At 68.1% G+C, this 26,029-nt stretch carries 24 protein-coding genes; 12 read left to right on the top strand and 12 right to left on the bottom strand.

Features of this window, described 5'->3' with window-relative positions; genetic code table 11:
* Window positions 1-87: 87 nt before the first annotated feature.
* The 3 genes from ABS88_RS10605 to ABS88_RS10615 form a co-directional block, all read right to left on the bottom strand.
* Window positions 88-1,299, bottom strand: a complete 1,212-nt coding sequence (locus ABS88_RS10605; protein ID WP_076076597.1) for a pyridoxal phosphate-dependent aminotransferase — start codon at window positions 1,297-1,299, stop codon at window positions 88-90.
* 147 nt (window positions 1,300-1,446) lie between these two features.
* Window positions 1,447-3,282 (bottom strand): aminodeoxychorismate synthase component I, encoded by a 1,836-nt coding sequence (gene pabB / locus ABS88_RS10610; RefSeq protein WP_199775006.1) that lies wholly within the window; start codon window positions 3,280-3,282, stop codon window positions 1,447-1,449.
* Window positions 3,283-3,317: 35 nt separating this feature from the next.
* Complete coding sequence (locus ABS88_RS10615; RefSeq protein WP_104959826.1) at window positions 3,318-3,854, bottom strand: hypothetical protein; 537 nt, start codon at window positions 3,852-3,854, stop codon at window positions 3,318-3,320.
* Between the two features lie 128 nt (window positions 3,855-3,982).
* Here ABS88_RS10615 and ABS88_RS10620 point away from each other — a divergent pair, with 128 nt between their 5' ends.
* The 4 genes from ABS88_RS10620 (at window position 3,983) to ABS88_RS10635 (ending at window position 8,708) form a co-directional block, all read left to right on the top strand.
* The gene (locus ABS88_RS10620; protein ID WP_076076599.1) at window positions 3,983-5,650 is read left to right on the top strand and encodes a long-chain-fatty-acid--CoA ligase; all 1,668 of its coding nucleotides are present in this window, start codon (window positions 3,983-3,985) and stop codon (window positions 5,648-5,650) included.
* A gap of 199 nt (window positions 5,651-5,849) precedes the next feature.
* A complete protein-coding gene (locus ABS88_RS10625; RefSeq protein ID WP_234002460.1) occupies window positions 5,850-6,281 on the top strand; it encodes a MerC domain-containing protein in 432 nt (143 codons plus the stop codon).
* Window positions 6,282-6,365: 84 nt separating this feature from the next.
* Window positions 6,366-6,830 carry a Fur family transcriptional regulator gene (locus tag ABS88_RS10630; RefSeq protein WP_067108473.1) on the top strand — a complete coding sequence of 155 codons (465 nt, stop codon included), beginning with the start codon at window positions 6,366-6,368 and terminating at the stop codon, window positions 6,828-6,830.
* A 354-nt stretch (window positions 6,831-7,184) separates the two neighbouring features.
* Complete coding sequence (locus ABS88_RS10635; RefSeq protein ID WP_104959827.1) at window positions 7,185-8,708, top strand: fumarate hydratase; 1,524 nt, start codon at window positions 7,185-7,187, stop codon at window positions 8,706-8,708.
* 32 nt (window positions 8,709-8,740) lie between these two features.
* Here ABS88_RS10635 and ABS88_RS10640 read toward each other — a convergent pair whose 3' ends face one another.
* Window positions 8,741-9,604: an MBL fold metallo-hydrolase gene (locus ABS88_RS10640; protein WP_076076602.1), complete on the bottom strand. Its 864-nt coding sequence runs from the start codon at window positions 9,602-9,604 to the stop codon at window positions 8,741-8,743.
* Window positions 9,601-9,918, bottom strand: coding sequence for a cupin domain-containing protein (locus ABS88_RS10645; protein ID WP_076076603.1), 318 nt, complete (start codon window positions 9,916-9,918; stop codon window positions 9,601-9,603). The genes ABS88_RS10640 and ABS88_RS10645 overlap by 4 nt, the downstream gene beginning before the upstream one ends.
* A gap of 120 nt (window positions 9,919-10,038) precedes the next feature.
* Between ABS88_RS10645 and ABS88_RS10650 the strand changes: the two genes are divergently transcribed.
* The 3 genes from ABS88_RS10650 (at window position 10,039) to ABS88_RS10660 (ending at window position 13,067) form a co-directional block, all read left to right on the top strand.
* A complete protein-coding gene (locus ABS88_RS10650) occupies window positions 10,039-10,977 on the top strand; it encodes a LysR family transcriptional regulator (protein WP_076076605.1) in 939 nt (312 codons plus the stop codon).
* 88 nt (window positions 10,978-11,065) lie between these two features.
* On the top strand, window positions 11,066-12,601 hold the full coding sequence (locus tag ABS88_RS10655) for a M20/M25/M40 family metallo-hydrolase (protein ID WP_076076606.1): 1,536 nt from the start codon (window positions 11,066-11,068) through the stop codon (window positions 12,599-12,601).
* Window positions 12,602-12,611: 10 nt separating this feature from the next.
* On the top strand, window positions 12,612-13,067 hold the full coding sequence (locus tag ABS88_RS10660) for a VOC family protein (protein WP_076076608.1): 456 nt from the start codon (window positions 12,612-12,614) through the stop codon (window positions 13,065-13,067).
* Window positions 13,068-13,076: 9 nt separating this feature from the next.
* Here the strand turns inward: ABS88_RS10660 and ABS88_RS10665 are convergent, their stop codons facing one another.
* Window positions 13,077-14,246, bottom strand: coding sequence for a DUF481 domain-containing protein (locus ABS88_RS10665; RefSeq protein WP_234002461.1), 1,170 nt, complete (start codon window positions 14,244-14,246; stop codon window positions 13,077-13,079).
* A 127-nt stretch (window positions 14,247-14,373) separates the two neighbouring features.
* On the opposite strand from ABS88_RS10665, the gene ABS88_RS10670 reads away from it, so the two are divergent.
* Entirely contained in the window at window positions 14,374-14,652 is a 279-nt protein-coding gene (locus tag ABS88_RS10670; protein ID WP_067108458.1) for a hypothetical protein, read from the top strand.
* Between the two features lie 340 nt (window positions 14,653-14,992).
* On the opposite strand, the gene ABS88_RS10675 is transcribed toward ABS88_RS10670, so the two are convergent.
* The 5 genes from ABS88_RS10675 to ABS88_RS10695 form a co-directional block, all read right to left on the bottom strand.
* Entirely contained in the window at window positions 14,993-16,147 is a 1,155-nt protein-coding gene (locus tag ABS88_RS10675; protein ID WP_234002462.1) for an MBL fold metallo-hydrolase, read from the bottom strand.
* Window positions 16,148-16,261: 114 nt separating this feature from the next.
* Window positions 16,262-16,927, bottom strand: a complete 666-nt coding sequence (locus ABS88_RS10680) for a DUF1013 domain-containing protein (RefSeq protein ID WP_199775007.1) — start codon at window positions 16,925-16,927, stop codon at window positions 16,262-16,264.
* Window positions 16,928-17,096: 169 nt separating this feature from the next.
* A complete protein-coding gene (locus ABS88_RS10685; protein WP_076076610.1) occupies window positions 17,097-18,488 on the bottom strand; it encodes an SPOR domain-containing protein in 1,392 nt (463 codons plus the stop codon).
* A gap of 27 nt (window positions 18,489-18,515) precedes the next feature.
* Complete coding sequence (locus ABS88_RS10690) at window positions 18,516-19,166, bottom strand: hypothetical protein (RefSeq protein WP_076076613.1); 651 nt, start codon at window positions 19,164-19,166, stop codon at window positions 18,516-18,518.
* A gap of 17 nt (window positions 19,167-19,183) precedes the next feature.
* Window positions 19,184-19,906, bottom strand: coding sequence for an AAA family ATPase (locus tag ABS88_RS10695; protein ID WP_067108446.1), 723 nt, complete (start codon window positions 19,904-19,906; stop codon window positions 19,184-19,186).
* 255 nt (window positions 19,907-20,161) lie between these two features.
* Here ABS88_RS10695 and ABS88_RS10700 point away from each other — a divergent pair, with 255 nt between their 5' ends.
* On the top strand, window positions 20,162-21,508 hold the full coding sequence (locus ABS88_RS10700; protein ID WP_104959828.1) for an SPOR domain-containing protein: 1,347 nt from the start codon (window positions 20,162-20,164) through the stop codon (window positions 21,506-21,508).
* Between the two features lie 163 nt (window positions 21,509-21,671).
* Here the strand turns inward: ABS88_RS10700 and ABS88_RS10705 are convergent, their stop codons facing one another.
* Window positions 21,672-21,869: a DUF1192 domain-containing protein gene (locus tag ABS88_RS10705; protein ID WP_076076616.1), complete on the bottom strand. Its 198-nt coding sequence runs from the start codon at window positions 21,867-21,869 to the stop codon at window positions 21,672-21,674.
* Window positions 21,870-22,080: 211 nt separating this feature from the next.
* On the opposite strand from ABS88_RS10705, the gene ABS88_RS10710 reads away from it, so the two are divergent.
* From ABS88_RS10710 to ABS88_RS10720, 3 genes are all read left to right on the top strand, one after another.
* Entirely contained in the window at window positions 22,081-23,079 is a 999-nt protein-coding gene (locus ABS88_RS10710) for an NAD(P)H-quinone oxidoreductase (protein WP_104959829.1), read from the top strand.
* A 299-nt stretch (window positions 23,080-23,378) separates the two neighbouring features.
* A complete protein-coding gene (gene clpA, locus ABS88_RS10715) occupies window positions 23,379-25,715 on the top strand; it encodes an ATP-dependent Clp protease ATP-binding subunit ClpA (protein ID WP_104959830.1) in 2,337 nt (778 codons plus the stop codon).
* Window positions 25,715-25,882, top strand: a complete 168-nt coding sequence (locus ABS88_RS10720) for a hypothetical protein (RefSeq protein WP_286749724.1) — start codon at window positions 25,715-25,717, stop codon at window positions 25,880-25,882. The genes clpA and ABS88_RS10720 overlap by 1 nt, the downstream gene beginning before the upstream one ends.
* The last annotated feature ends 147 nt before the right edge of the window (window positions 25,883-26,029 follow it).

Consider the following 26,029-nt stretch of genomic DNA (forward strand, 5'->3'; position numbering starts at 1 on the left):
GGCGTCACCGTAGCGCGACAGGGTTAGCAAGGCGTGAACCGGACATTCGCCCGCGGTTCACGGCCGAGTGCGCCGGCGCGGCGCGGGTCAGCTCAGCGCGGCGCAGGCCTGCTGGATGCGGACGCACGCCTCCTTGAGCACCGCCTCCGACGTCGCATAGGAGACGCGGAACGCCGGCGACAGGCCGAACGCGCCGCCATGCACCGCCGCGACGCGCGCGCTGTCGAGGAAATAGTCGATCAGCGCTTCGTCGCTGTCGATCACATGGCCCGAGGGCGTCTTCTTGCCGATGCAGCCGCTCGCGTCGGGATAGACATAGAAGGCGCCGTCGGGGACCGGGCAGTTCAGCCCCGGCGCGTCGTTGAGCATCGCCACGACCATGTCGCGGCGCTTGCGGAAGGCGGCGTTGCGGTCGTCGAGGAACTGCTGCGGCCCGCCGAGCGCCGCCGCCGCCGCCGCCTGCGCGATCGAACAGGGGTTCGACGTCGATTGCGACTGCAGCTTGCCGATCGCCTTGATCAGCCAGGCGGGACCGCCCGCGAACCCGATGCGCCAGCCGGTCATCGCATAGGCCTTCGAACAGCCGTTGACGGTCAGGATGCGGTCGATCAGGTCGGGGCAGCGCTGCGCCAGCGTCGAGAAGGCGAAATCGGCGTACCAGACATGCTCGTACATGTCGTCGCACATCACCATCACCTGCGGGTGGCGGCGGATCACCTCGCCGATCGCGTCGAGTTCCTCGGGCGAATAGGCGGCGCCCGACGGGTTCGACGGCGAGTTGAAGATGACCCAGCGCGTCTTCGGCGTGATCGCCTGGTCGAGCTGCGCGGGGGTGATCTTGTAATGCTGCGCCGCCGACGCCGCGATGAACACCGGCGTGCCGCCTGCGAAGGCGACGATGTCGGGATAGCTGACCCAGTAGGGCGCGGGGATCACCACCTCGTCGCCCGCGTCGACCGTCGCGACGAGCGCGTTGAACAGCGTATGCTTGCCGCCGACGTTGACCGTGATCTGGTCAAGGCCGTAGTCGAGGCCGTTGTCGCGGCGGAACTTGCCGCGGATCGCCTCCTTGAGCGCGACGGTGCCGTCGACCAGCGTATATTTGGTCTGGCCCGCGCGGATCGCGGCGATCGCCGCCTCCTTGACGAAGTCGGGCGTGTCGAAATCGGGCTCGCCCGCCGACAGGCCGATCACGTCGACACCCTCGGCTTTCAGCCGGGTCACGCGCGCGGTCATCGCGAGCGTAGCCGAAGGCTGGATGCGGCCCAGGGCGGCGGAAAGATGCGGCTTCAGCGTCATGAAAACACGTCCTCGAACAGCGCGGGAGACAGGGCGAAGGAAACAGGGCGAAGGAACAGGAAATTGCGCGGGGCCGCGCCTAAAGCCTTCGCCCGCAATGCGCAAGCCGGGAGCCGGATAATTTCCCTATGCGGGGCGAAGCCGCGGCTATCGACGATCCGCTGCCGCGGCCAGCCGCGCCGGGACCAGCCCACGCAGCGAATTGCCGAGGAAAAAGCCGCCTTCGAGGTCGGCGGCGCGCAGGTGCGATTCGACCGCCCGCCCCTTTTCGATCAGTTCGGCGCGCAGCACCCCGGGGAGCAGCCCGAGCGCCAGCGGCGGCGTCAGCAGCACGCCGTCGCGCTCGACGAAGACGTTGCTCCAGCTCCCCTCGGTGACGAAACCGGGTTCGTCGACGAACACCACCTCGGCCGCGCCGCTGTCGCGGCGCGCCTCGTCATAGGGCGCGCGAAGGCTGGTCTTGTGCGCGAGGCGGAAATCGTCCGCCGCCAGCGGCGCGGGCCGCAGCGCGACCGGCACCGGCAGTTCGGCGAGTCGAGGCAGCGACGTTACCTCGATCGCGAGCGCGCCCGACACCGCGAGGCGCATCCGCACCCGCGCCGCGTGGCGCAGGCGAAAGGTCGCCGATTGCAGGCTGTTGCGCGCGCCGTGCCGGTCGAAGCGGAACCCCAGCGCCTCGGCGCTCGCCTTCAGCCGCGCGAGGTGCCCCTCGAGCCGCTGGACGCCGTCGACCGGATCGAACTGCATGGTTTCCAGAAGATCGAAACTGTCCCCCGCTGCGGCCACAAATTCCCCCTTGGCCAGACATTCGCGCCACTCCTCCGGCGCGCGACTGTCGGCGACGATTCCCGATCCCAGCCCCAGCGTGACGCACATGGCACCCGCGCGCAACCCGTCCGCCGGCGGAAAGACCAGCGTGCGGATCGCGACGTTGAAGGCGGCATCGCCGCCAGGCTCGATGAAGCCGAGCGACCCGGTATAGACCCCGCGCGCGTCGCTTTCCAGCGCGTCGATGATCTCCATCGCCCGAACCTTCGGCGCGCCGGTGATCGACCCGCAGGGAAAGGCGGCGCGCAGCACGTCGGTCGCGCCGACACCGTCGGGCAGCCGCGCGGCGACGTCGGAGACGAGCTGGTGGATCGTCGGAAAGCTTTCGACCCGGAACAGGTCGGGTACCGCGACCGAACCCGGCGCGGCGACGCGCGACAGGTCGTTGCGGATCAGATCGACGATCATCAGATTTTCGGCGCGCTGCTTCGGATCCTCCGCTAGGTCGCGGCGCGCGCGCGCGTCGGCGTCCGCATCGGGGCGGCGCGCGGCCGTGCCCTTCATCGGACGCGCCATCACCTGCCCGCCGCGCAGCGCGAAGAAGAGTTCGGGCGACAGCGACGCGATCGCCTGCTCGCCGGTCCAGACGAAACCGCCATAGCCGGCGCGCGCAGAGCGGCGCAGCCGGGCGTATGCGGCAAGCGGGTTTCCGTGCACCGGCACGTCGGCGCGAAAGGTCAGATTGGCCTGATAGATGTCGCCGGCACGGATGAAGTCGAGCACGCGCCGGGCCGCGGCCAGATAGGCTTCGCGCGACAGCCGCGGCACGGGCGGACCGACCCAGCTGGCGCCGGGATCGGGAAGCAGCGCCGGCACCGCGTCGGCGTCGATCCGCTCGACCCGCTCGAAAAGCCCGAACCAGCCGAGCGGCCGGTCGCCGGCGGTTTCGCCCACCGCGCCGCGCCACGCCGGCGCCAGTCCGCGCCCGGCCTCATAAGCGAGATAACCCGCCGCGAACAAACCGCGCGCCCGCGCGTCGTCGAGCGCGTCGAGCAGCGCCGGAACCGCCTCCGCCCGGTGCACGACGAGCAGGTCGACCGGATCGCGGAACAATCGCGCCGCCGCTGCACCCGCGACGCGCGCATCGTCGAGCAGCACGAAGGGCGCGCAGCCCGCAGACGGCACCGGAATGTCCGGCACGGAAATCGCCGCCATTGCCGTCAACCTGCCGTCGCGACCCGTCGGCGCGATCAGCGGTCGCGTTTCATACGGATCATGCGGCCGCCGTTGACGGTGGCGAAATAGCTGCCCATCGACGCGGCCTTGATCTTCACCTTCTGTCCCGGCTTGGGATCGCGGCCCAGGCTGGCGGTATCGATCTGCGTCCACACGGCATCGTCGTCCATCACCAGCGTATATTTGCCCGATCGGTCGACGCTGACCGATCGGATCGTCGTTTCGATTTCCTTGATCTGATCCTCGTCGCCGCCGAAGATGCCACCCAGCGCCGGAAGGTGAAAACCGAACAAGCCGCGCCGCGTCTCCTTCATCGTCGCCTTGTCGGCGAAGGTGATATCGCGGTTCGCGTCGGCGGCGGCGAGCCCGCCGACCTCGCGGTCGAAACAGGCCAGTCGCTCGGTCGGATCGGCTATCGCCCGGCAGCCGAACAGCGCATCGATCTGCGCGGGGCGCGGCGGCGGCGCCTTGTCCTTGGCGACGGCCGGCGTGGCCGCGGCGAGGCCGAGAGCGGCGATCAGCGCGGCGAGATGCGACGACGGGTGCGGCATGACGATCCTCTGACGATGGCGATGCTCCTGCCTAGCCGCCGCGCCGCCGCGCCGCAAGATTGCGATGGCGCGTCTTTGCTGCTTAAAGCAATGTCAGTAACCGGCGAGAGAGAGGATGACGCGGCCCGATGAATACCCCCTTTGACTGGTCGCAAGCCTATCGTCACCCGACCGACTGGAACCAGAGCTTTCCACCGCTTTCGCTGCCCGCGATGCTCGCCGAAAGCGTCGCGCGCAGGGGCGATGCGCCGATGCTCGATTTCATGGGGCGCCGGTTCAGCTATGCCGAGGTGGCGCGCGGCGTCGCCCGCGTCGCGCGCGGCCTGCAGCAGCGCGGGATCGGCAAGGGCAGCCGCGTCGGCCTGTTCCTGCCCAATGTCCCGCACTATGTCGCCGCCTATTACGGCGCGCTCGCGGCGGGCGCGACGGTGGTCAATTTCTCCCCGCTCTACACCGTCGCCGAACTGGAAGCGCAGGTCGAGGATTCGGCGACCGACACGCTGTTCACCGTCAGCGCCGCGGCGCTGCTGCCGACCGCGCTCGCGGTGCTCGACGGATCGAGCCTCAAGCGGCTGGTCGTCGGATCGGTGGCGGGCGGGCTGCCCGCCGCCAAGTCGGTGCTCTATCGGCTGTTCCGGCGGCGGGAGACCGCGCCGCTGCCCGACGACCCGCGCGTGATCCGCTTTTCCGCCCTCGTCGACAACGACGGGCGCGCCGACCCGGCGACGATCGACCCCGAACAGGATATCGCGCTGATCCAATATACCGGCGGCACCACCGGCACGCCCAAGGGCGCGATGCTGACGCACCAGAATCTGACCGCCAACGCGCGGCAGGTGAACAGCATCGACCCCGACCGCGACGCCGACGACCGCATCCTGGGCGTGCTGCCCTTCTTCCATGTCTTCGCCAACACCGCGGTGCTCAACCGCACCGTGCTCAACGGCGGGATGATCGCGATGCTGCCGCGCTTCGACGCCAAGCAGACGTTGCAGGCGATCACGCGGACGAAAGCGACCGCGCTGCCCGGCGTGCCGACGATGTACCAGGCGCTGCTCGACCACCCCGACCTGGCGAGGACCGATTTTTCATCGTTGCGCATCTGCATCTCCGGCGGCGCGCCGATGCCGGCCGAACTCCGGGACAAGTTCGTCGCCGCGACCGGCGCGTCGCTGGTCGAAGGCTATGGCCTCACCGAAAGCTCCGGCGTCGTCTCGACCAACCCCTATGAAGGCCCGGTCAAGGCCGGCACCATCGGCCAGCCGATCCCCGCGACGCACATTCGCCTGCTCGACAAGGAGGACCCGACGCGCGACGCCCCTGCGGACGAGCCGGGCGAACTCGCGGTCAAGGGGCCGCAGATCATGCGCGGCTACTGGAACCGGCCCGACGCCGACAAGGACAGCTTCACCTCCGACGGCTGGCTGCGCACCGGCGACGTCGCGACGATCGACGCCGACGGCTATATCCGCATCGTCGACCGGTTGAAGGACATGATCGCGGTCGGCGGCTTCAAGGTCTATCCCAGCGAGATCGAGCACAAGCTCTATCAGCATCCCGCGGTCAAGGAGGCGATCGTGCTCGGGGTGCCCGACGCCTATCGCGGCGAAGTGCCCAAGGCGTTCGTGACGCTGGAGGACGGATATGCGGCATCGGGCGACGCGCTCGCCGCCTGGCTCAATCCCCAGCTCGGCAAGCATGAGCGGGTAAGCGCGGTCGAGGTGCGCGAGAGCCTGCCCAAGACGATGATCGGCAAACTCGACAGGAAGGCGCTGCGCGCCGAGGCCATGGGGTGAAACGCGGCCGAGGTGCCGTGGCGCGGGGAGGATCAGCACCTGTTTTGCACCTCCGTCATGCTGGGCTTGTTTCGGCATGACGAACGATGAGGGACGGCGGCGTTCACGGACTGCGCGACGGGCGCCCTGCAATGTTATGTTGTAACCTCCTTCATGTTATGCCATATCCCCGCTGCACGCTTGACCAACGGAGAATCGGGTGACGGACGTCGCCAGCCATGCCCCCCTGCTGATGCGCCTCGGCGCCATCGTTCGGGCTGCGCGCGATTCGCGGCCGTTGACCTCGCTTTCGGGCGACCAGTTGGCGATGGGCCTGTCGGGGCTCTGCCTCGTCCACTGCCTGGCAAGCACCATCGTCTTCGCTTCGATCGCCTCGGTCAGCGGGGTACTCGAGAATCATCTGTTCCACGAAATCGGGCTGATCGTCGCGATCGGCTTCGCGCTGGTCACGCTCGTCGCCGGGGTGCTCAGCCACGGCTATATGATGCCGTTCGCGGTGGGCAGCTTCGGGCTCGGCATGATGGCGGGCGCGCTGTCGCGGCCGCACGACGGCAGCGAGATACTGGCGACGATGGCGGGCGTCGCGATCGTCGCGCTCGGCCACGACCTCAACCGCCGCGCGACCCACTGACGCCGCCCGCGGCTTGCGACCTCTCCCCTAAAGGCCTACATTGCAAAGGCGCGGCGGACCGAGGCCGCGCGCCGAGGACAAGCGATGGGCAAGCATGATCACGCGCATATCGAGGCGAGCGGCGTTCCGCTCGCGCAGGCGGCCCGCGACGCGCTCGAAAAGGCGGGCGAGGCGTGGACCGACATGCGCGCGCAGATCTTCGATGCGGTCGCCGAAATCGGCAAGCCCGCGAGCGCCTATGAAATCGCCGACATCGTCTCGCAGAAGCGTGGGCGCCGGGTGGCACCGAACAGCGTCTATCGCATCCTCGACCTGTTCGTCGCCAACAACCTCGTCCGCCGCGTCGAAAGCGCCAACGCCTTCGTCGCGAACAGCCATCCCGGCTGCCTGCACGACTGCATCTTCCTGATCTGCGACCAGTGCGGCGCCGCGGTGCACGTCGACAACGACCGGCTGTCGGACGAAGTCCGCGCCGCCGCGGAGGCGACGGGCTTCGCCGCCGAACGCCCGGTAATCGAGGTGCGCGGCAAGTGCGCCGAGTGCCAGTGACGGGACGCTGATCGGGCGCAGACCGCTTGCGCCGTCACCCCCGGATTGATCGGCGATTATCCCTTTTCGACAAGTAACCGCTCCCCGGCGAAAGCCGGGGTCCACGCGGAGTAGTGCTGTGCCATCTGGACCCCGGCTTTCGTCGGGGAACAACTCCTTACTTGCCTGCAGCAAATATATGCCGACTTGATCCGGGGTGACGGGGAATACCGCAAAGCCGATATACGCCCCCGCCCGGAGAGCTTCCCGACGCTCCGTGTCCCCGGCTTCGCGCGGACACGCATATTGCAATTCCCGCCGATCGCGCCTTAGGGAAACCCCGAATCCGAAACACGGACAAGAAGGCTGCACCGAATGAACACCGTCATCATCCGCGAGGACGACCTGATCGAGACGATCGCCGACGCGCTGCAATATATCAGTTATTTCCACCCGATGGACTATATTCGCGCGCTCGGCGCGGCTTATCAGCGCGAGGTGTCGCCCGCCGCGAAGGACGCGATGGCGCAGATTCTGTCGAACAGCCGGATGTGCGCCGAGGGGCATCGGCCGATCTGCCAGGACACCGGCATCGTCACCGTGTTCATCAAATGGGGCATGGACTGCCGTCTCGAGTCCCCACGCAGCCTGCAGCAGGTGGTCGATGAGGGGGTGCGCCGCGCCTATCTGCATCCCGACAACAAGCTGCGCGCCTCGATCCTCGCCGACCCGGCGTTCAGCCGCGTCAACACCAAGGACAACACGCCGTCGGTCCTGAACGTCGAGATGGTGCCGGGCGACAAGGTCCACATCGACGTCGCGGCGAAGGGCGGCGGCAGCGAGAACAAGTCGAAGTTCAAGATGCTGAACCCCAGCGACTCGATCGTCGACTGGGTGCTCGACATGGTGCCGCAGATGGGCGCCGGCTGGTGCCCGCCCGGCATGCTGGGCATCGGGATCGGCGGCACCGCCGAAAAGGCGATGCTGCTCGCCAAACAGTCGCTGATGGACCCGATCGACATGACCGAACTGCTCGCGCGCGGGCCGTCGTCGCCGATCGAGGAGCTGCGCGTCGAGCTGTATGAAAAGGTCAATGCGCTGGGCATCGGCGCACAGGGGCTCGGCGGCCTCGCGACCGTGCTCGATGTCAAGATCAGGGACTGGCCGACCCACGCCGCGTCGAAGCCGATCGCGATGATCCCCAATTGCGCCGCGACGCGCCACGCGCATGTGACGCTCGACGGCAGCGGCCCGGCCTTCCTCGAACCGCCGGTGCTCGCCGATTATCCGCAGATCGACTGGGCGCCCGACAGCGCGGCGAAGCGCGTCGACCTCGACACGCTGACGCCCGAAGTCGTCGCAAGCTGGAAGCAGGGCGACCGCATCCTGCTCAATGGCAAGATGCTCACAGGCCGCGATGCCGCGCACAAGCGCATCGCCGACATGCTGGCGAAAGGCGAGGAGCTGCCCGTCGAGTTCAAGGGCCGCGTCATCTATTATGTCGGCCCGGTCGATCCGGTCGGCGAAGAGATCGTCGGCCCCGCCGGCCCGACGACCGCGACGCGCATGGACAAGTTCATGGACATGATGCTCGAACAGGGCCTGCTCGCCTGCGTCGGCAAGGCCGAGCGCGGTCCCGCCGCGACAAATGCGATCGCGAAGCACAAGAGCGCCTATCTGATGGCGGTCGGCGGCGCCGCCTATCTCGTTTCGCGCGCGATCAAGGGCAGCAAGGTCGTCGGCTTCGGCGACCTCGGCATGGAGGCGATCTACGAATTCGAGGTGAAGGACTTCCCCGTCACCGTCGCGGTCGACAGCGAGGGTCAGAACGTCCACGTCAACGCGCCGCTGGTGTGGCAGAAGCGGATCAAGGACGAGCGATTGCTGGAAAAGGCCTAGGGCAGCAGCCCCTCCAGCGCCCGTAGCGGCGCTCAGCCTTGCCAGTCGAGCCATTCGCCCGGTTTCAGGATCGCCACGCGCGGTCCGCCGGGCTTGCTGGCGCCGCGCAGCGAGTCGAGAAGGTCGGGCATCTCGGCATAGCCTTCGGCGCCGGCGATGCCGTAATGGATCGGAACGATCCGCTCCGCGCCCAGAATGGTGGCCGCGGCGATCGCCTGTTTCGGCGTCAGGACCGCAGGCTCTTCGGTCGTCGGCTGCCGAAAGGAAAAGGCCGCGCCGTTCACCGGCAGGAACGCGGCGTCGAACCGGCCGAACTGCCGTCCCACGCGCCACCAGCCGCCGTGCATCATCGTGTCGCCGCCGTGGAATATCCGGCGGCCGCCGCCCGAAACGACCCACGACACCTGCAGATCGCCATAGCCGTCGGAGGCCGGAACCGGCGTCGCGGTGAAATCGCCCAGTAACTGCGGTTCCCACAGGGGACAGGGCCGCTGGCGCACACGGTCGGGCAGGCCGCCGAAAGGCGGCGTGCCGGCGGCATAGGCCAGCGTGCCGCCATGAGCGAGGGCGGCGGCGATGGCGGCCGGGTCGGCATGGTCCGAATGGCGATGGGTGACAAGAACGACGCTGTCGCCGACCGCATCGTCGACGCCGATCAGTTCGTCGGGCAGCGTGGAACCCCAGACCGCGGGGTCGATCAGCGGATCGACGAACAGCGTCGCCTTCGGAAGCTGGAGGCGGATACCCGCCCACGCCAGACGCCGGATTCGCAGCGTCGGCACCGTCTCGGCGTACGCAGCCTTGCCGCTCACCAGCGCGACTGCCGCCGCCGCGATGCCGCCGCCGAGCACTTGCCTGCGGCTCGTGCCGTCGCCGCGGGAAAGAAGCCGCGTCACAGGAGGTTGAACCCGATCAGGCGGACGCCCGTTTCGGTTCGGGGTCGATGCCGACTGTCGGGATCGAAATGAAGATAGGTGCCGACGCCGAACCGCTCGTCGCCTTCGATGACTTCGCCGTCGAGGACGAAGACATCCTCGCCGCCTTCCCCATGACGGTCGACGCGCGGCCATTCGCTACCCGGGGCCATTTCGACGATCCAGACGCGCACGCCGGGACGCGACGGCAGGTCGCGGCGGGTGCAGCCCGGACCGATGGCGATGGCTTCGCAACTTTCGAAGGACACGGGCGTGAGCCCCGTCGGCTGGAACATGGCATTTCTCCTGCAATCGCGAAGCTGCTATGGCAGGGGCGATCGACGAGCCAGATCGCCGATCGCCATGCTCCCTTGCGTGAAAATCACATATCCTTCCTTCCGTGCCGGACCCGATCCTTGCTCAACATCCCCTCTTCCGAAGCGCTCATCGCCGCGATCGAGGCCGCCCGAACGGGGTCGATGGCCGCCGCCGCCGAACGGCTCGGGCTGACCCACGGTGCCGTCAGCCGCCGGATCCAGTCGCTCGAACAATGGCTCGGCGCGCCGGTTTTCGAGCGAGGGGGCCGGGGTGTCGTACCCACTGCGCAGGGAACGATATTCCTGCGCCGCGCCGAACGGTCGCTGGCCGCGATCGAGGCGCTGCGATCCGAACTGATCAGCCGCCGCGATCGGGGCGCGCTGCGCATCTCCGCGCTGCCGTCGATGGTGCGGCTGTGGCTGATGCCGCGCCTGCGGCATCTGGAGGCCGTCGTGCCCGGACGGCATGTCGAGTTGCTTCCCGAATATCGCCTGGCGCAGGTCGAGGCCCGCGACATGGATATCGCCGTGCGGTACGGGCTGGGGTCCTGGCCCGGCGTCGATGTCCATCCGCTCTTTCCCGACCTTGTGGTTCCGGCCGCCGCGCCCGATCTGGCGGCCGAACTGGCGGGCATCGCTGCCCGCGACATGATGCAGCAACCGCTGCTGATCGACGGCGACAGCGCCGACTGGCGGAGATGGGGCCGACTGGTCGGCGCGCCGCAGGCCGCCTTGGGGTCCAGGCGGCAGTTTCTGGACCATGACGTGGCGGTCGAGGCGGCGCGCCAGGGGTTCGGCGTCATCCTGCTGCGGGTCCCGATGGCGGCGGACGCCCTCCATGACGGGAGCCTGCGCGCCCTGCCGGTCCCGATGATGCAGAGCGCGCGCGGGCATTATCTGGCGGTCCGCGCCGGGGAGAGCCGCCCCGACATCCTGACGCTGGTCGATGCGATCGGGGCGCTGGGCGCGGAGGCGCTATCGCGGTTCGAGACGCTGCTTCCCGACGTCGTCGCCAACAGGATCGCCGAAAGCGAATGACGCGGCCGAAGCGCGGGAGCGCGCGGCCTTGCCATGCAAGCCGATTTGCCCAACACTCCGCCCTGCAACGAAAAGCAGGGGACGTATCATGGATTTTCACGCCACCGAAGGATGGAATCGTCGCGAGCTGATTCGCGGCACCGCGATGCTCGGCGCGGGGGCGATGCTGATGCGGCCGCTGCCGACGCTCGCCGCCGACGGCCCGATGGCGGCGATCCGCAAGGCGGCCGAGGCGGGCAAGGAAGCGTCGGTCCAGCGGCTGCGCGAGTGGATCGCCCTGCCCTCGATCGCCGCTGAGAACCGCAACATGCCGGAAGGCGCGGCCTATATGGCCGAGTTGGCGAAGGACGCGGGCTTCACCAATGTCGAGATCGTCCCGACCGACGGCCAGCCCGGCGTGTTCGGCACCATCGACGTCGGCGCGCCGCGTACGCTCGGCATCTATTTCATGTACGACGTCAAGCAGTTCGACCCCGCCGAATGGACCTCGCCGCCGCTTGAGGGCAAGCTCGTCGACAAGCCGGGTTTCGGCCTGTCGATGGTCGGGCGCGGCGCCACGAACCAGAAGGGGCCGGAGGCGACCTTCCTCGCCGCGCTCCACGCGATCCGCGCCGCCAGGGCGAAGCTGCCGGTGAATATCGTCCTCGTCTGCGAGGGCGAGGAGGAGATCGGCTCGCCGCATTTCCGCCAGATCGCGACCCGGCCCAACATCCTCGCCGCGCTGCGCAAATGCGACGGCATCTTCATCCCGGCGAGCTGGCAGGACCGGAACGGCAATGTCGCTGTCAATCTGGGATCGAAGGGGGTGATCGAACTCGAACTGGTCGCGAGCGGCGAGACATGGGGGCGCGGGCCGAAGGGCGACGTCCATTCGAGCCTGAAGGCGATGGTCGATTCGCCGGCATGGCGGCTGGTCGCGGCGCTCAACACCCTCGTCACGCCCGACGGCAACACCCCGGCGATCGAAGGGTGGTTCGAGAATGTCCGCCCGCTCACCGACCGCGAGAAATCGCTGATCCGCGAAGCGGCGAAGCATCTCGACGAAGCGCAGCAGAAGCAGATGCTCAGCGTGCAGCACTGGATCGACGACCTGCCCTATGAGGATGCGCTGATCCGCCTTGCGCAGGAGCCGACGGTCAATATCGAGGGGCTGGTCGCGGGGTATACCGGGCCGGGCGGCAAGACGATCCTGCCGGGACGCGCGGTCGCCAAGCTGGACCTGCGCCTCGTCCCCGACCAGACGCGCGCCGAGGCCGAGAAGAAGCTGCGCGCGCACCTCGACAAGCATGGCTTCGGCGATGTCGAGATGAACGTTTCGGGCGGCTATGACCCGACCGAGACCGACGAGAACAGCCGGCTGATCCGCGCCGAACTCGCGACCTACAAGCGACTGGGAGTACAGGCGAACATCAATGCGCGGCTGGCGGGAAGCTGGCCGGGCGCAACCTTCACTGCGCCGCCGGTCTCGATCCCCGCCGGGCATTTCGGCATCGGCCACGGATCGGGTGCGCATGCGCCGGACGAATATTATCTGATCGATTCGACCAACCCCAAGGTCGCCGGGATCGTCGATGCCGCGATCGGCTATGCCGAGTTCCTCTACACGCTCGCCGCGATCAGATAGGCCCGCCGCCATGTCCGACCTCAACGGTGTCGCGCACGTCATCCTGACCGCGGGCGACTTCGCGCGCTCGACGGCGTTCTGGCGCGACCTGATCCGCTATCTGGAACTCAAGCTGGTGCTCGACAGCGACGCGATGCTCTATGGCGTCGGCGGGCGCACCGCGATCGGGATCCGCGCCGGCAGCGCCGAACATGCCGGCCGGCGCTTCGACCAGGGCGCGCCCGGGCTGCACCATGCCTGCTTCCGGATGCGCGACCGCGATGCGATCGACCGCCTCCACGGCTTCCTGAAGGATCGCGGCGACATCGTCATCGTCCACGAACCGCGGGATGAGCCCTGGGCCCCGGGCTATTATTCGATCCTGTTCGAGGACCCCGACGGCATCCGCATCGAGTTCAACCATGTCCCCGGCGCCGGCCTGCTCGAAGACGGAAGCCGGATCGGCGGGACTTCGGTGTTCGACTGACCCCTCGCCTCAAAAACCATAGACGAGGGTGAAGCGGGTCAGCGTGTCGACTTCGCGAACGCCGGCCGGCGGGTGGGTGTCGATATCCGCCGAATAGGCGATGCGCGCCGACAGCGCGCCGGTCAGCTTGGCGTTGAGCGCGGTGAGCGAGCTGGTCGTCACCGTATTGCTGCCGACGACCGTCGAAGCGGTCTGCGTCAGGCGCAGCGTCGGCGACATCTGCCAGCCGAAATCGAGCCCCGCGAGCCCCGTGAGTTCGCTGTCGCGAAGGCCGCTGACGAAATCGACCTCGCGCCACGCCGGGCCGCCCTTCACGCTCAGCGACAGCGTCTTGCGGTCGACCAGCTTGTAACCGAGCCCGGCCGACAGGTTCCAGCGCGTGTCATAGCCGAGGATGCGATCCTGTTCCCAGCGGCCGAGCCCGTAGGCGAAGGCCCGGTTGCTGACGCGGTACTGCGGCTCCACCTCGACGAGGAAGCGTTCGACCGAGGTTCGGCCGTTGGTGCGCTGATAATCGGCCTGGGCGCGGAATTTGTGGTTCCAGTCGATCCCCTTGCGCGCCAGCGCCACCCCGGCGCTGAGCCCCTTCGAGCGCGTGTTGCCGGTGGCGATGGTGGCGCCGATCTGTCCCTCGCCCTTCCAGTTTTCCCAGAATTTCGCGGCCGCGAGCTTGGCGCGCGCCGCATCGGCCGCCGCTTTCTTTTCCGCGGCGCGGCGGGCGCGATAGTCGGTCAGCAGCGCGTCGATCTCGCCCTCCTTCTGGGGGCTGGTCGCCTTGGCGAGCTTGCCGACCGCCTCGACGTCGCCATCCTTCTTGCTCGCCATCGCGGCGGCCAGCATCTCTCGCACCGGGTCGGGGTCGGCCTGCAATCCCCCGCTCCGCCGCGCCTCATAGGCCGCGAGGATCGCGTCGATGTCGCCGATCGAACGCGGGTTGGTCGCCTTGGCTAGCGACACCACCGTCTCCACCTCGCTTTTCTTGCCGCCTTCCAGCGCCGCCTCGATCATCGCGCGGATCGGATCGGGCAGCGGCTTGGGTATGATTTCGGGAACCAGGGCCGGCAAGCCGGCAGGGATGAACAAGGGCGACGCCGCCGATCCGGACGTCTGGGCGCAGACAGGCGCGGCGCCCGATGCGATCAGCACCGTAAAGGCCGACAAGCGCGCAATTTTCATCATTGAACAGAACCTTCGTCACGGGGAGGTGAGAATTTTCGGCCGGATCGAGGGGCTTCGTCCCGATCCAAGGCGGTCATAAACGCAAAGCCGCTGGCATTTCCACCCCGCCTGCCCCATCTGCATTCCCATGCTGATCGCGATCATCGCCATTTTCTGCGCCGGCGTCGGCAATTTCGCCATGCATCGCGCCTTCATGGAAAGCGACGATCCGCTGGTGCGGCAGATGGTGCGGCCGCTCGCCGAGAAGGTGGGGCCGCACGTCACCTATGTCTTCGAATTCCTGCTGCTCGTCGGCGCGCTGGCGATCACGACGCGCAACTGGTTCACCGGGCTGCTGCTCTATGGCCTCTATACCATCTTCAACGCGATGGCCTTCAGCTGGGTAATGCACCGGCCGGGGGAATGATGCCACACGCGCAAAAGGCGAAGGCGACCGGTTGAAACGCGGCGCATGGCTCTCCCTGCCTCGTCGCCCCGGGCTTGATCCGGGGTCCCGCTCGAGCATCGTGCGTTAAAAATCCGAATCGTTTGCCCTGAGCTTGTCGAAGGGTTGTCCTTTCTTTTTACGCCGGAAAAAAAGGACGGTGCTTCGACAGGCTCAGCACGAACGGCAGAAAGGATGATGCAGATTGAAGGCGCGATGCCCTATCGCCTGTCCCGTTCAGGTTGAAGCGGCACATAAGCTCATCCCCTTCGTATCATTGTGTGAGACGCTCATCTTTTCGCGTCTCCGCGCGGGCGTCGCGTCACGCCACGCCGTGATACCACCAGACGCCGTCGCGATCCTCCTTGCGCACCCGGCCCTCGACCTCGAGCCGCTTGAGATGCGCGAGCGCCTCGCCGGTCGCGAGGCCCAGATTATGCTCGCCGATCGGCCGGCTGAACAGCAGCGGGAAGGTCTCGACCGCGCGCATCGGCCGTTCGGACACCGCTTCCGCGACCTTGTAGAGCCGCATGCGATGTTCGTCGCGCAGCGCCGTCAGGCGGACGTGCAGGCCCTTGAACGGCTCGCCGTGCGCCGGGCACGTGATCACGTCGGGCGGCACCACGCGCAGCAGCTTGTCGATCGACGCGAGCCATTCGCCGAGCGGATCGGCGTCGGGCTCAGTGATGTTGACCGACACGTTCGAGCTGATCCGCGGCAGCACCTGGTCGCCCGACACCAATATGCCCTCGCGCTCGTTCCACAGGCAGGCATGTTCGGGGCTGTGGCCCGATCCGGTCACGACGCGCCACTGGTGCGCGCCCATGGCGATGCGGTCGCCGTCCTCGATCCGCATATAGCCGCGCGGCAGCGGAAAGATCATGCGCTGGAACATGTTCCAGCCGCGCGTGCGCTGCGCCTCGATCGCCGCGTCGTCCCAGCCCGCGGCGCGCGACTGGACGAGAAGTTCTTCGGGCGCGGTATCGCTCGAATCGGCGACGATCGCGCGCGCGGTCAGCATCTCGCCGCGCGTCATCCACAGCTTCACCCCGCGCTTCTTCGCGATCCAGCCCGCGAGCCCGATATGGTCGGGATGGAGGTGGGTGCCGAAGACGCGCGTGATGCGCACGTCCGCGAGCGCGCCGGCATAGAGCGCCTTCCACGCGTCCGAGCACATCGTCAGGCAGATGCCGGTATCGACCACCGCGACGCCCTCACCATCCTCGTCAGCGTCGTCGAGCAGCCAGCTGTTGATGTGGCCGAGCGACCCCGGCATCGGGATGCGCGCCCAGCTGATGCCGTTCGCGATGCGGATCGTCTCGCCCGCGGCCGGCGCGGCGTCGCCCCACGGATAGGCGAGCCCCGCATGGCTGGTGACGGTGAAATTATCGTCCTGGGTCAGCGACGCATCGGGCGAGCCGCTGGTCGCCGGAATATCGTCTTCCTCGCCGTTCGCCATGTTGTTATTCCCCGTCATTGCGACCCCGGACCTGATCCGGGGGAAGCAATCCAGAGCGGTTTGCGCAGCTCCGGATTGCCGCGTCCCCCTCGGCTCCCCGCAATGACGAGGATGGAAACTTCATCGCCGACGTCAGGCTTCGCCGCCGGCTTCGTCGATTTCCTCTGCGGCGCGCGCTTCGGCGGCGGCAGTGCGTTCGGCGCGCAGTTCCTCGAGCAGCGCCTCGCGGTCGCCTTCGAGACGGTTGTCCTCGGGCGCCTTGATCCCCGCCTTCTTCGCCGCCTTCGCGACGAGCGCGTCGAGTTCGCGCTGCGAGCAGAGGCCGAGCGTCACCGGGTCCTTGGGAACGATGTTGGCGCTGTTCCAGTGGCTGCGCTCGCGGATCGCGTTGATCGTGTTGCGCGTCGTGCCGATCAGCTTGCCGATCGCGCCGTCCGACACCTCGGGGTGGTTCTTGAGAATCCAGGCAATGCCGTCGGGCTTGTCCTGGCGCTTGCTGACCGGGGTGTAGCGCGGGCCGCGCGTGCGGCGGATCGTGTCCTGCGACTGCACCGTCATCTTCAACCGGTAGCCAGGGTCATTCTGGCCCTTCTCGATCTCTTCCATCGACAGTTCGTTGGCGCGGACGGGGTCGCGGCCGGTATATTTGGTCGCCGCGGTCTCGTCGGCGATCGCCTGCACTTCCAGCACGTGGATGCCGCAATATTCGGCGATCTGGGCAAAGGTCAGGCCGGTGTTGTCGACCAGCCAGGCGGCGGTCGCGTGCGGCATCAGCGGGGTCGGATCGGCATGGGCCATGGCGCTTCTTCTCCAAGCGGAAATAATAAGGGCCGCCCCTCGCGGGGCGGCCGGACATTGGCGGTCGCTCTATACCGGATTGGGCATGGCGGCAAGGCCCCGCAAGCGAAGGGGCGCGGTTTTCCACCGCGCCCCCTGCCGTTTCACTCCCCCCGGAGTGCCGAAAAACTCAGCGCGACGCCATCCGCACCGGGCTGGCCTTCGCCGCCCACTGGATGCTTTCGCTGCCGCCCATCTGGCGGATGAAGCATTGCTGCCCCTGCGCCTTCAACTGGCGGCAGAGCTCGGTCGCGTCGCCGCGGCTCGCAAGGCCGTTGACCGTCAGGCGATGGAAGGTGCGTCCCTTGACCACCGCGCTGTGGCTCGATGCGGGGAACTGGCCCAGCATCGCGTTGCGGCGTTTGAGCACGCCCCATTTTTCCTGCGCGATCGCCAGGCTGTCATAGGCGCCGAGTTGCACCGCCCATCCCGACGGCTTCTTCGAGTCGAAGCCCATCGCGCGCGGAACGATCCGGGTCGCGATGTCGAGCGCCTCGCGCTGCATCGGACGCAGCCGTTCGCCGTCGGTGCGCGGCGCGTGGCGATAGGGCGCCGCATCGGCGAGGATCACCGGCGCTTCGGCCTTCGGCGGCGCCGGCAGGTCGCTGACCGGCACGACGCCGTGGGCATCGCGCGCGGGCATCGGCAGTTCGACGGCGCGGATCGCTTCGCCGGCGTCGGCAACGACGGGCGGCGGCGGCGCAAAGCGCTCGACCGGCGCCGGGTCGGCGGCGGCCATCGGCGCCGGCACATCGGCAGCGGCCATCCGGGTGTCGGTGCTGGCCTGCAGCGCGAGGCGGGCCGGCATACCGCCGTCGGCGCGCATGCTGGTGCCGATCAGGGTCGCGATGCGGACCCCGGGGTTCGGCTGTTCGGCCAGTTTCGTCCATTCGGCCATGCGGCCCTCGACCTTGTCGAGCGACAGGTCCTGCGCGGCGAGGATGCGCGCCTGCGCCCAGCGTCCCGAAAGCGCGAGGGCGAGCGCGAGATTCTGGCGCGTGCGCGCATCGGCGCCGGGCGCCCGTGCGGCTTCGCCGAGCGTATAGAGCGACGCCTCGCTGTTGCCGACGAGTGCGAGCGCCAGCCCCGCGTCGGATGCCGGCACCGTGTCGTCGTGCGCGCGCAGCAATTCCACTGCCTCCGCATTCTTGCCCTGCGCGATATAGGCGAGCGTCAGGGCGATCACCGTGTTGCTGTCGGTCGCGCCCAGTTCCATCGCCTCGGTCAGCGCGGTGCTCGCCGAAACGAAGCGCCCGTCGTTCAGATAGGCCTGGCCGAGCAACGTGCGATAACCGGCGTCGCGCGGGCTTCCCGCGACCGCCGCCTCGGCGAGCGCAACGGCCTTGGCGGCCTTGCCCTTTTCGAGCGCGCTGCGCGCCTTGTCGGCCTGTTTCGCGGCGGCGTCGGCGTCGGCGGTGCGCGCCGGTTCGGTCGCCGCCGAGCCCGCGCTCGCGCAGCCCGCCGTGCCCGCCCCCAGGACGAATCCCGAAATCGCGAGCTTGATCAGCATCTTGCGGTTCATCTTTACAGTCCCCCCAAAACTCGGGTCTTAGCGCTGCCGCGCCCGGCGCGCCGGACGCGCCGCCGGCAGGCGGCTCGCCATTGCGTCGATCTCGGGCAGCGACGAGAGATAATCGTCGAGCAAATCGGTCAAAATGCCCTGCGCCGAGCGGTTCGTCACCGCGCTCGCAAGGCGCAGGCGCAGATGGCGTTCGGCATTGAGGCGCAGCGTGAAGGCCGCCTTGTCGCGGGCACGCGGCGCGCGCGCCGGACCTTCGGGCGCCTTCGCTTCGGGGCGCCGTTCGACCTTGCGGGCCACGGCGGCCACGCGGTCGAGCAGCGATTCCTGCTGGCGCACGACCTCTGGAATCGCGGGCGGATTCGCGGGTGCCTCGGCTTCGGGTGCCGGGAGCGGCGCGTCGGGAACCGCGCTGTCCTCGACCGCCTGTTCGGCCTCGCTGTTGTGCTGCAGCACCGATCCGGCGAGCAGCGGCTTCAGGTCGACCATATGCGCCGGTTCGGACGACTGCTGCGGATCGACGTCATAGCCCATGTCGTTCCAGCCGAGATCGTCATAGCCCGGCTGGACGAGCGGCGCTGGGCCGCTGCCGAGCGGCTGGCGGCGCATCGCGGGGCGCGCCGCGCCCTTGCGGGCGAGCAGGCCGGCGCTCAGCGAGGCAAGTGGTTTGGGTTCGCCCATGAGTTCCGCTCCCCCGCTCACTGGCCCGCGATGCGGCGGCCGAAGCCCCCGCCCAGCGGACGCACCGCGCCGTAACCTGCCTGCGCGGGCATCGGCGCCGAAAAGACGGTGCGGCGGAAATTCTTCTCCAGCCGGTCGTTGATATAGGTCCACAGCTGGCGGACCTCCTCGGCCGAGCGGCCGTTCGGATCGACCTCCATCACCGTGCGGCCGTCGATCATCGAGGCGGCATAGTCGGTGCGGTGGTGCAGCGTCACCGGCGCGACGGTGCCGTGCTGCGACAGCGCGACCGCGGCCTCGCTGGTGATCTTCGCCTTGGGCGTCGCGGCGTTGACGACGAACACCAGCGGCTTGCCCGCGCGCTCGCACAGGTCGACGGTGGCGCCGACGGCGCGCAGGTCGTGCGGGCTGGGACGCGTCGGGACGACGATCAGCTCGGCGACCGAAATCACGCTCTGGATCGCCATGGTGATCGCCGGCGGCGTGTCGATGACCGCGAGCTTGAAGCCCTGCTGGCGCAGGATCTCCAGATCGGAGGCGAGCCGCGCGACCGTGGTCTGGGCGAAGGCCGGAAGGTCGGTTTCGCGCTCGTTCCACCAGTCGGCGAGCGAGCCCTGCGGATCGATGTCGATGAGAACGACGGGACCGGCGCCGGCAAGCTGCGCCTGCACCGCGAGATGCCCGGACAGGGTGGTCTTGCCCGATCCGCCTTTTTGTGAAGCCAATGCCAGAACGCGCACGACTGTCCCCCTGGATATCCTCGAATTGGCGACGGGATGCCACGCGGGAGCCTAAAATTGGGTTAACGATGCCGAAAAGATGGTGAACGATCGGTTCGCGCTCATGGTCAACAAGAGCTTAAGAGACGCTTGTGCCATTTCGGATCAAAAGCCGCGACCCCGCGTTTTTCGCTAACGGGGTGTTAGCCATTTGGGATTAGGACGGCGGGCGGAACTGCTCGCTCGTCAAGTGACGCCGTTCATTGGAGATTGCCGATGCGTTCATACCGCACCCTCTTGCTGGCCGCGCCGCTGATCCCGGCCGTGCTGCTCGCCGCGCCCGCGCTGGCCGCGACCAAGGCCGCGCCGCCGGCAGCGGCGGCAGCGCCCGACGTCAAGGCCGGCGTCGATGCCTGGGAAGCGGGCGACTATGCGAAGGCGGTGGCCGTGTGGCGCCCGCTCGCGATCACCGGCGATCCGGACGCGCAATTCAACCTCGGCCAGGCCTACAAGCTCGGCCGCGGCGTGCCCGCCGACCTCGGCCAGGCCGAAGGCTGGTATCGTCGTGCCGCGAAACAGGGGCATTTGCAGGCCGAAGACAATCTGGGCCTCGTGCTCTTCACCGCTAATCGCCGCGACGAGGCGATGCCCTTCATCACCCGGTCGGCCGAGCGCGGCGAACCCCGCGCGCAATATGTCCTGGGCACCGCGATGTTCAACGGCGACCTCGCGGCGAAGGACTGGCCGCGCGCCTATGCGCTGACCAAGCGCGCGAGCGATGCCGGACTGGGCATCGCCTCGGCTCGCCTCGCGCAGCTCGACCGGCTGATTCCGCTCGACCAGCGGCAGCGGGGCCTCGCGCTGCTGCCCGAAATGGAGAAGAACGAGCAGCGCGCACGGCTCGCCGCGGTGAACGCCGCCGCGCCCGAAGCGCCGAAATCCGCGCCGTCGCCGGTGCAGACCGCGAGCCTGCCCGCCTCGGTCCCCGGCACGCTCTACACGCCGCCGCCCGTTCTTGCGCCGGCACCGGCGCCCGCCCCAACCCCCAAGCCTGCGGCGCCGCTGTCGCCGGCCGCGCAGCACGCCGCCGCCGCGGCGGCCGAGGCTGCGGCCAACGCCGATGTGGCAACCGCGGCCGCGAAGGAAGCTCCAGCCGACACCGTCCAGACGGCGCCCGGCGCGATCCGCGTCGTCGCGCCGCCGCCGTCGCAGCCCGCGGCACCGGGCACCAGCTATGCCGCGCCGCCCGAAAAGGGGCCGCTGCCGCCCGCCGAAACGTCCGCGCCTCCGCCGACTCCTGCGCCCGCGCCCGCGCCTGCTCCCGTGCAGCAGAAGGTGGTCGTCGCCACGCCGAAAGCGGCACAACCCGCCCCCGCTCCCGCCGCCGGAAAGAGCCCGTGGCGCGTGCAACTCGGTGCCTTCGGCGTCGAGGCGAATGCGCGGAACCTGTGGCGGTCGGTCGAGAAAGCCTATCCCGCGGCGGCCGCGCGCCAGCCCTATCTGGTCAAGAGCGGCAAGCTCACCCGCCTTCAGGTCGGCGATTTCGCGAGCAAGGCCGACGCCGAATCCTTCTGCTCGGCGGTGAAGAAGGACGGCCGCCCCTGTCTGGTGGTCGATCGTTAGAGGGCGCCACCCTGGTCACCTGAATCCGAAGTTCGCTTCCTTGATTTCGTCATCCCGGGCTGGACCCGGGATCCCGCTTTTCCTCGGTCCGCTTGCGAAAGGAAGCGGGGCCCCGGGTCCCGCCCGGGATGACGATGATGACAAGGACCTTGATTCCACCATATTAGCCTTTGCGGAACAACGCCTCCGCGCTCGCCTTGAAGCTGCCCGCGGCGGCGGCGTGCTTTCTGGTGCGTTCGATTTCGGCTTCGAGTACAGCGATGCGGTCGGCGAGTTCGTCGACCGACAGCGGGTCGAGCGGCTGGCGAATCAGCGCGGCGAGCAGGTCGTCGCGGCGGCGGGGAAGATCGTCGTCGTCCATGGCGTTTCCTTTCGCGCCGGTCGCGGCCGATGGCGCGCGACTGTTGACCCGTGCCGTCCCTCTGTCAATAAGGCGGGCCACAAGGATGACGCCTCGCCCTTTCCGCCGTCGCCCCGGACACGATCCGCATCCGCCTGCCCGAACCACGGGCGCTGGCGGACCGGGACCGGCGGCGCGGAGAGCGGGTGGAGCTAGTGGGGGATTTCAGAGCGTGACCAGCTTGCCAGCGAGCATGACCGCCATCGCGATCCGCGAACCGGGCGGACCCGAAGTTCTGGTGCCGGAGACGCGGCCGCTGCCGCAGCCGGGACCCGACGAAGTGCTGATCCGCGTCGCCGCGGCGGGAGTGAACCGCCCCGACGTGCTGCAGCGCATGGGCTTTTATCCGCCGCCGCCGGGCGCCTCCGACCTGCCGGGGCTGGAGGTCGCGGGGACGGTCGCCGCGATCGGACCGGGCGGCGACCCGGAGTTGCTGGGACAGGCGGTATGCGCGCTCGTCGCGGGCGGCGGCTATGCCGAATATTGCATCGCGCCGGCAGGAAGCTGCCTGCCGGTGCCCGCGGGCTTTTCGATGGAAGAGGCGGCGGCGCTGCCCGAAACCGTCTTCACCGTCTGGCACAATCTGTTCGAACGGGGCTGGGTCAAGGACGGCGAGACGGTGCTCGTCCATGGCGGCACCAGCGGCATCGGCACCACCGCGATCGGGCTGTGCAAGCTGTTCGACATCCGCATCGCAGTGACGTGCGGCAGCGCCGAAAAATGCGCCGCGGCGCGCGCGCTCGGCGCCGACCTCGCGATCGACTATTCGACCGAGGGTTATGTCGAGGCGGTCAAGGCGTTCACCGACGGCAAGGGCGTCGACGTCGTGCTCGACATGGTCGGGGGCGACTATGTGCCGCGCAACCTCGCCTGCCTCGCCGACGACGGGCGCCACGTCAGCATCGCCTTCCAGCGCGGCGCGACGGCACAGGTCGACATATCGAGCCTGATGCGGCGGCGGCAGACGATGACCGGGTCGACGCTGCGCGCGCGCAGCGCCTCGTTCAAGGCGGCGCTGGCCGACGAGATTCACCGGACGCTGTGGCCGCAGCTTGCCGAGGGCGGCTGGAAGCCGGCGATGGACCGGCGCTTCCCGCTGGCCGAAGCCGCCGCCGCGCACGCCCGCATGCAGGCGGGGGAGCATGTCGGAAAGATCGTGCTGACGGTTTAGGATTTCCGGAACTATTCTCGTGTCCCCGCGCAGGCGGGAACCCAGGGCGTCCTGACGCCGACGCCCGCCTGTACCGCTCTGGACTCCCGCCTTCGCGGGAGCACAGGGCACGTCGTTCAAAGCCGGGATTTCGGCGTTCGCCGCCGTCCTTTCCCAAAGCTTCGTTAACCATGAAGCAAGGCTGTGGCTCTAATTTGACCGTGGCTTCCGCTTTTCCCTTGCGGTGAAGCGGCGGCATCGCCACCTTGTGGTCCCAGGGGTCCGCCTCTCCCCGGCGGGTCTCGCAAGGAGAACGACCCATGCCGTCCTTTTCGGAATCGCTCGAAAAGACCCTGCACAACGCGTTGAAGGCCGCGTCGGAGCGGCACCATGAATATGCAACGCTGGAGCATCTGCTCTATGCGCTGATCGACGACGAGCACGCCGCCGAGGTGATGCGCGCCTGCGGCGTCGCATTGGGCGACTTGCAATCGGCGGTGGTCCACTATCTCGACACCGAGCTCGACAGCCTGAAGGTCGAGGGACACAGCGACCCCAGCCCCACCAGCGGCTTCCAGCGCGTCGTCCAGCGCGCGATCCTGCACGTCCAGTCGTCGGGCAAGGACGAGGTGACGGGCGCCAACGTCCTCGTCGCGCTGTTTTCGGAGCGCGAATCCTATGCCGTCTATTTCCTCCAGCAGCAGGACCTGACGCGGCTCGACGCCGTTTCCTATCTCAGCCACGGCGTCGGCAAGGGCGGCAAGCCCGCCGCGCAGGCCGAGCCCGAGGAGAAGGAAGAAGCGAAGGACAAGGGCGAGGCGAAGAACAAGAAGGAAACCGCGCTCGACCAGTTCACCGTCAACCTGAACGAAAAGGCGAAGGGCGGCAAGGTCGACCCGCTGATCGGCCGCGGGGCCGAGGTCGACCGCACGATCCAGATCCTGTGCCGCCGCAGCAAGAACAACCCGCTCTATGTCGGCGATCCCGGCGTCGGCAAGACCGCGATCGCCGAAGGGCTCGCGCGCAAGATCGTCGAGGGCGACGTGCCCGACGTGCTCAAGGAAGCGGTGATCTATTCGCTCGACATGGGCGCGCTGCTCGCCGGCACGCGCTATCGCGGCGACTTCGAGGAGCGGCTGAAGCAGGTCGTCTCCGAACTCGAGGGCCTGCCGCACGCGATCCTGTTCATCGACGAGATTCACACGGTGATCGGCGCCGGCGCGACGAGCGGCGGCGCGATGGACGCATCGAACCTGCTCAAGCCCGCGCTGTCGGGCGGCGTCATCCGCTGCATCGGCTCGACGACCTACAAGGAGTTCCGCAACCACTTCGAGAAGGACCGCGCACTGCTGCGCCGGTTCCAGAAGATCGACGTGATCGAGCCGAGCCTCGAGGATACCAAGAAGATCCTCGCCGGGCTGCGCGAGGCGTTCGAGAGCCACCACAATGTCAAATATACCGCCGACGCGATCAACGCGGCGGTCGAACTGTCGGCGCGCTACATCAACGACCGCAAGCTGCCCGACAAGGCGATCGACGTGATCGACGAGGTCGGCGCGATGCAGATGCTGGTGCCGCCGTCGAAGCGGCGCAAGACGATCACCCCCAAGGAGATCGAGGCGGTGATCGCGACGATGGCGCGCATCCCGCCCAAGTCGGTGTCGAGCGACGACAAGAAGGTGCTCGAAAGCCTCGAGACCGACCTCAAGCGCGTGGTGTTCGGACAGAACACCGCGATCGAGGTGCTGGCGTCGGCGATCAAGCTGTCGCGCGCCGGGCTGCGCGATCCCGAAAAGCCGATCGGCAACTATCTGTTCAGCGGCCCGACCGGTGTCGGCAAGACCGAGGTGGCGAAGCAGCTCGCGGCGCTGCTCGGCATTCCGCTCCAGCGCTTCGACATGTCGGAATATATGGAGCGCCATTCGGTGAGCCGCCTGATCGGCGCGCCGCCGGGCTATGTCGGATACGACCAGGGCGGCCTGCTGACCGATGCGATCGACCAGAATCCGCACTGCGTGCTGCTGCTCGACGAGATCGAGAAGGCGCATCCCGACCTGTTCAACATCCTGCTGCAGGTGATGGACAACGGCCGCCTGACCGACCACCACGGCAAGACGGTCGATTTCCGCAACGTCATCCTGATCATGACGACCAATGCGGGCGCCAGCGACATGACGCGCGAATCGATCGGCTTCGGCAACGCGACACGCGAGGATGTGCAGGAAGAGGCGGTGAAGCGCATGTTCACCCCCGAATTCCGCAACCGCCTCGATGCGATCGTGCCCTTCGGCTATCTGCCGCCAGAGGTGGTGGCGCGCGTCGTCGACAAGTTCATCCTGCAGCTCGAACTGCAGCTTGCCGACCGCAACGTCCACATCCAGCTCGACGAGGCGGCGCGCAAGTGGCTGACCGACAAGGGCTATGACAAGCTCTATGGCGCCCGTCCGATGGGCCGCCTGATCCAGGAGAAGATCAAGCAGCCGCTCGCCGAGGAACTGCTGTTCGGCAAGCTGGTCCACGGCGGCGAGGTCAAGGTGAGGATGAAGCAGGGCGAGGACGCCAAGGTCGGCAACCCGCTCGCTTTCGAAATCACCCCCGCCCCGCCCAAGGCCGGCAAGGGCAAGGCGAAGGCCAGGCCGGAGAAGGCGGCGGAGTGATGGACAAGGAGTCGAAGCGCCAGATGCGCGTTGCCGAGGCCATTATGACCGAGGATCGCGAAATCTTGCGCGCCTTGGCATCCAACGAATTGGATGAGCAGCTGGCGGTTGCACGGGCCGTTATGAAGAAGCGACATTCTGCGCTTAAAAAGCTGGCTGAACAATAACATAATTAACTCCCTCCCCTTCAGGGGAGGGACGGCGAGGCTTAGAGTATCGAGCATTAAATCTGAACCGTTTGCCCTGAGCTTGTCGAAGCCTGTCCTGAGCGCCTGCAAGGCAGTCGAAGGGGGCCGTTCTTTCTTTCGGCGCCG

The sequence above is a fragment of the Sphingopyxis sp. SCN 67-31 genome, assembly GCF_001725095.1.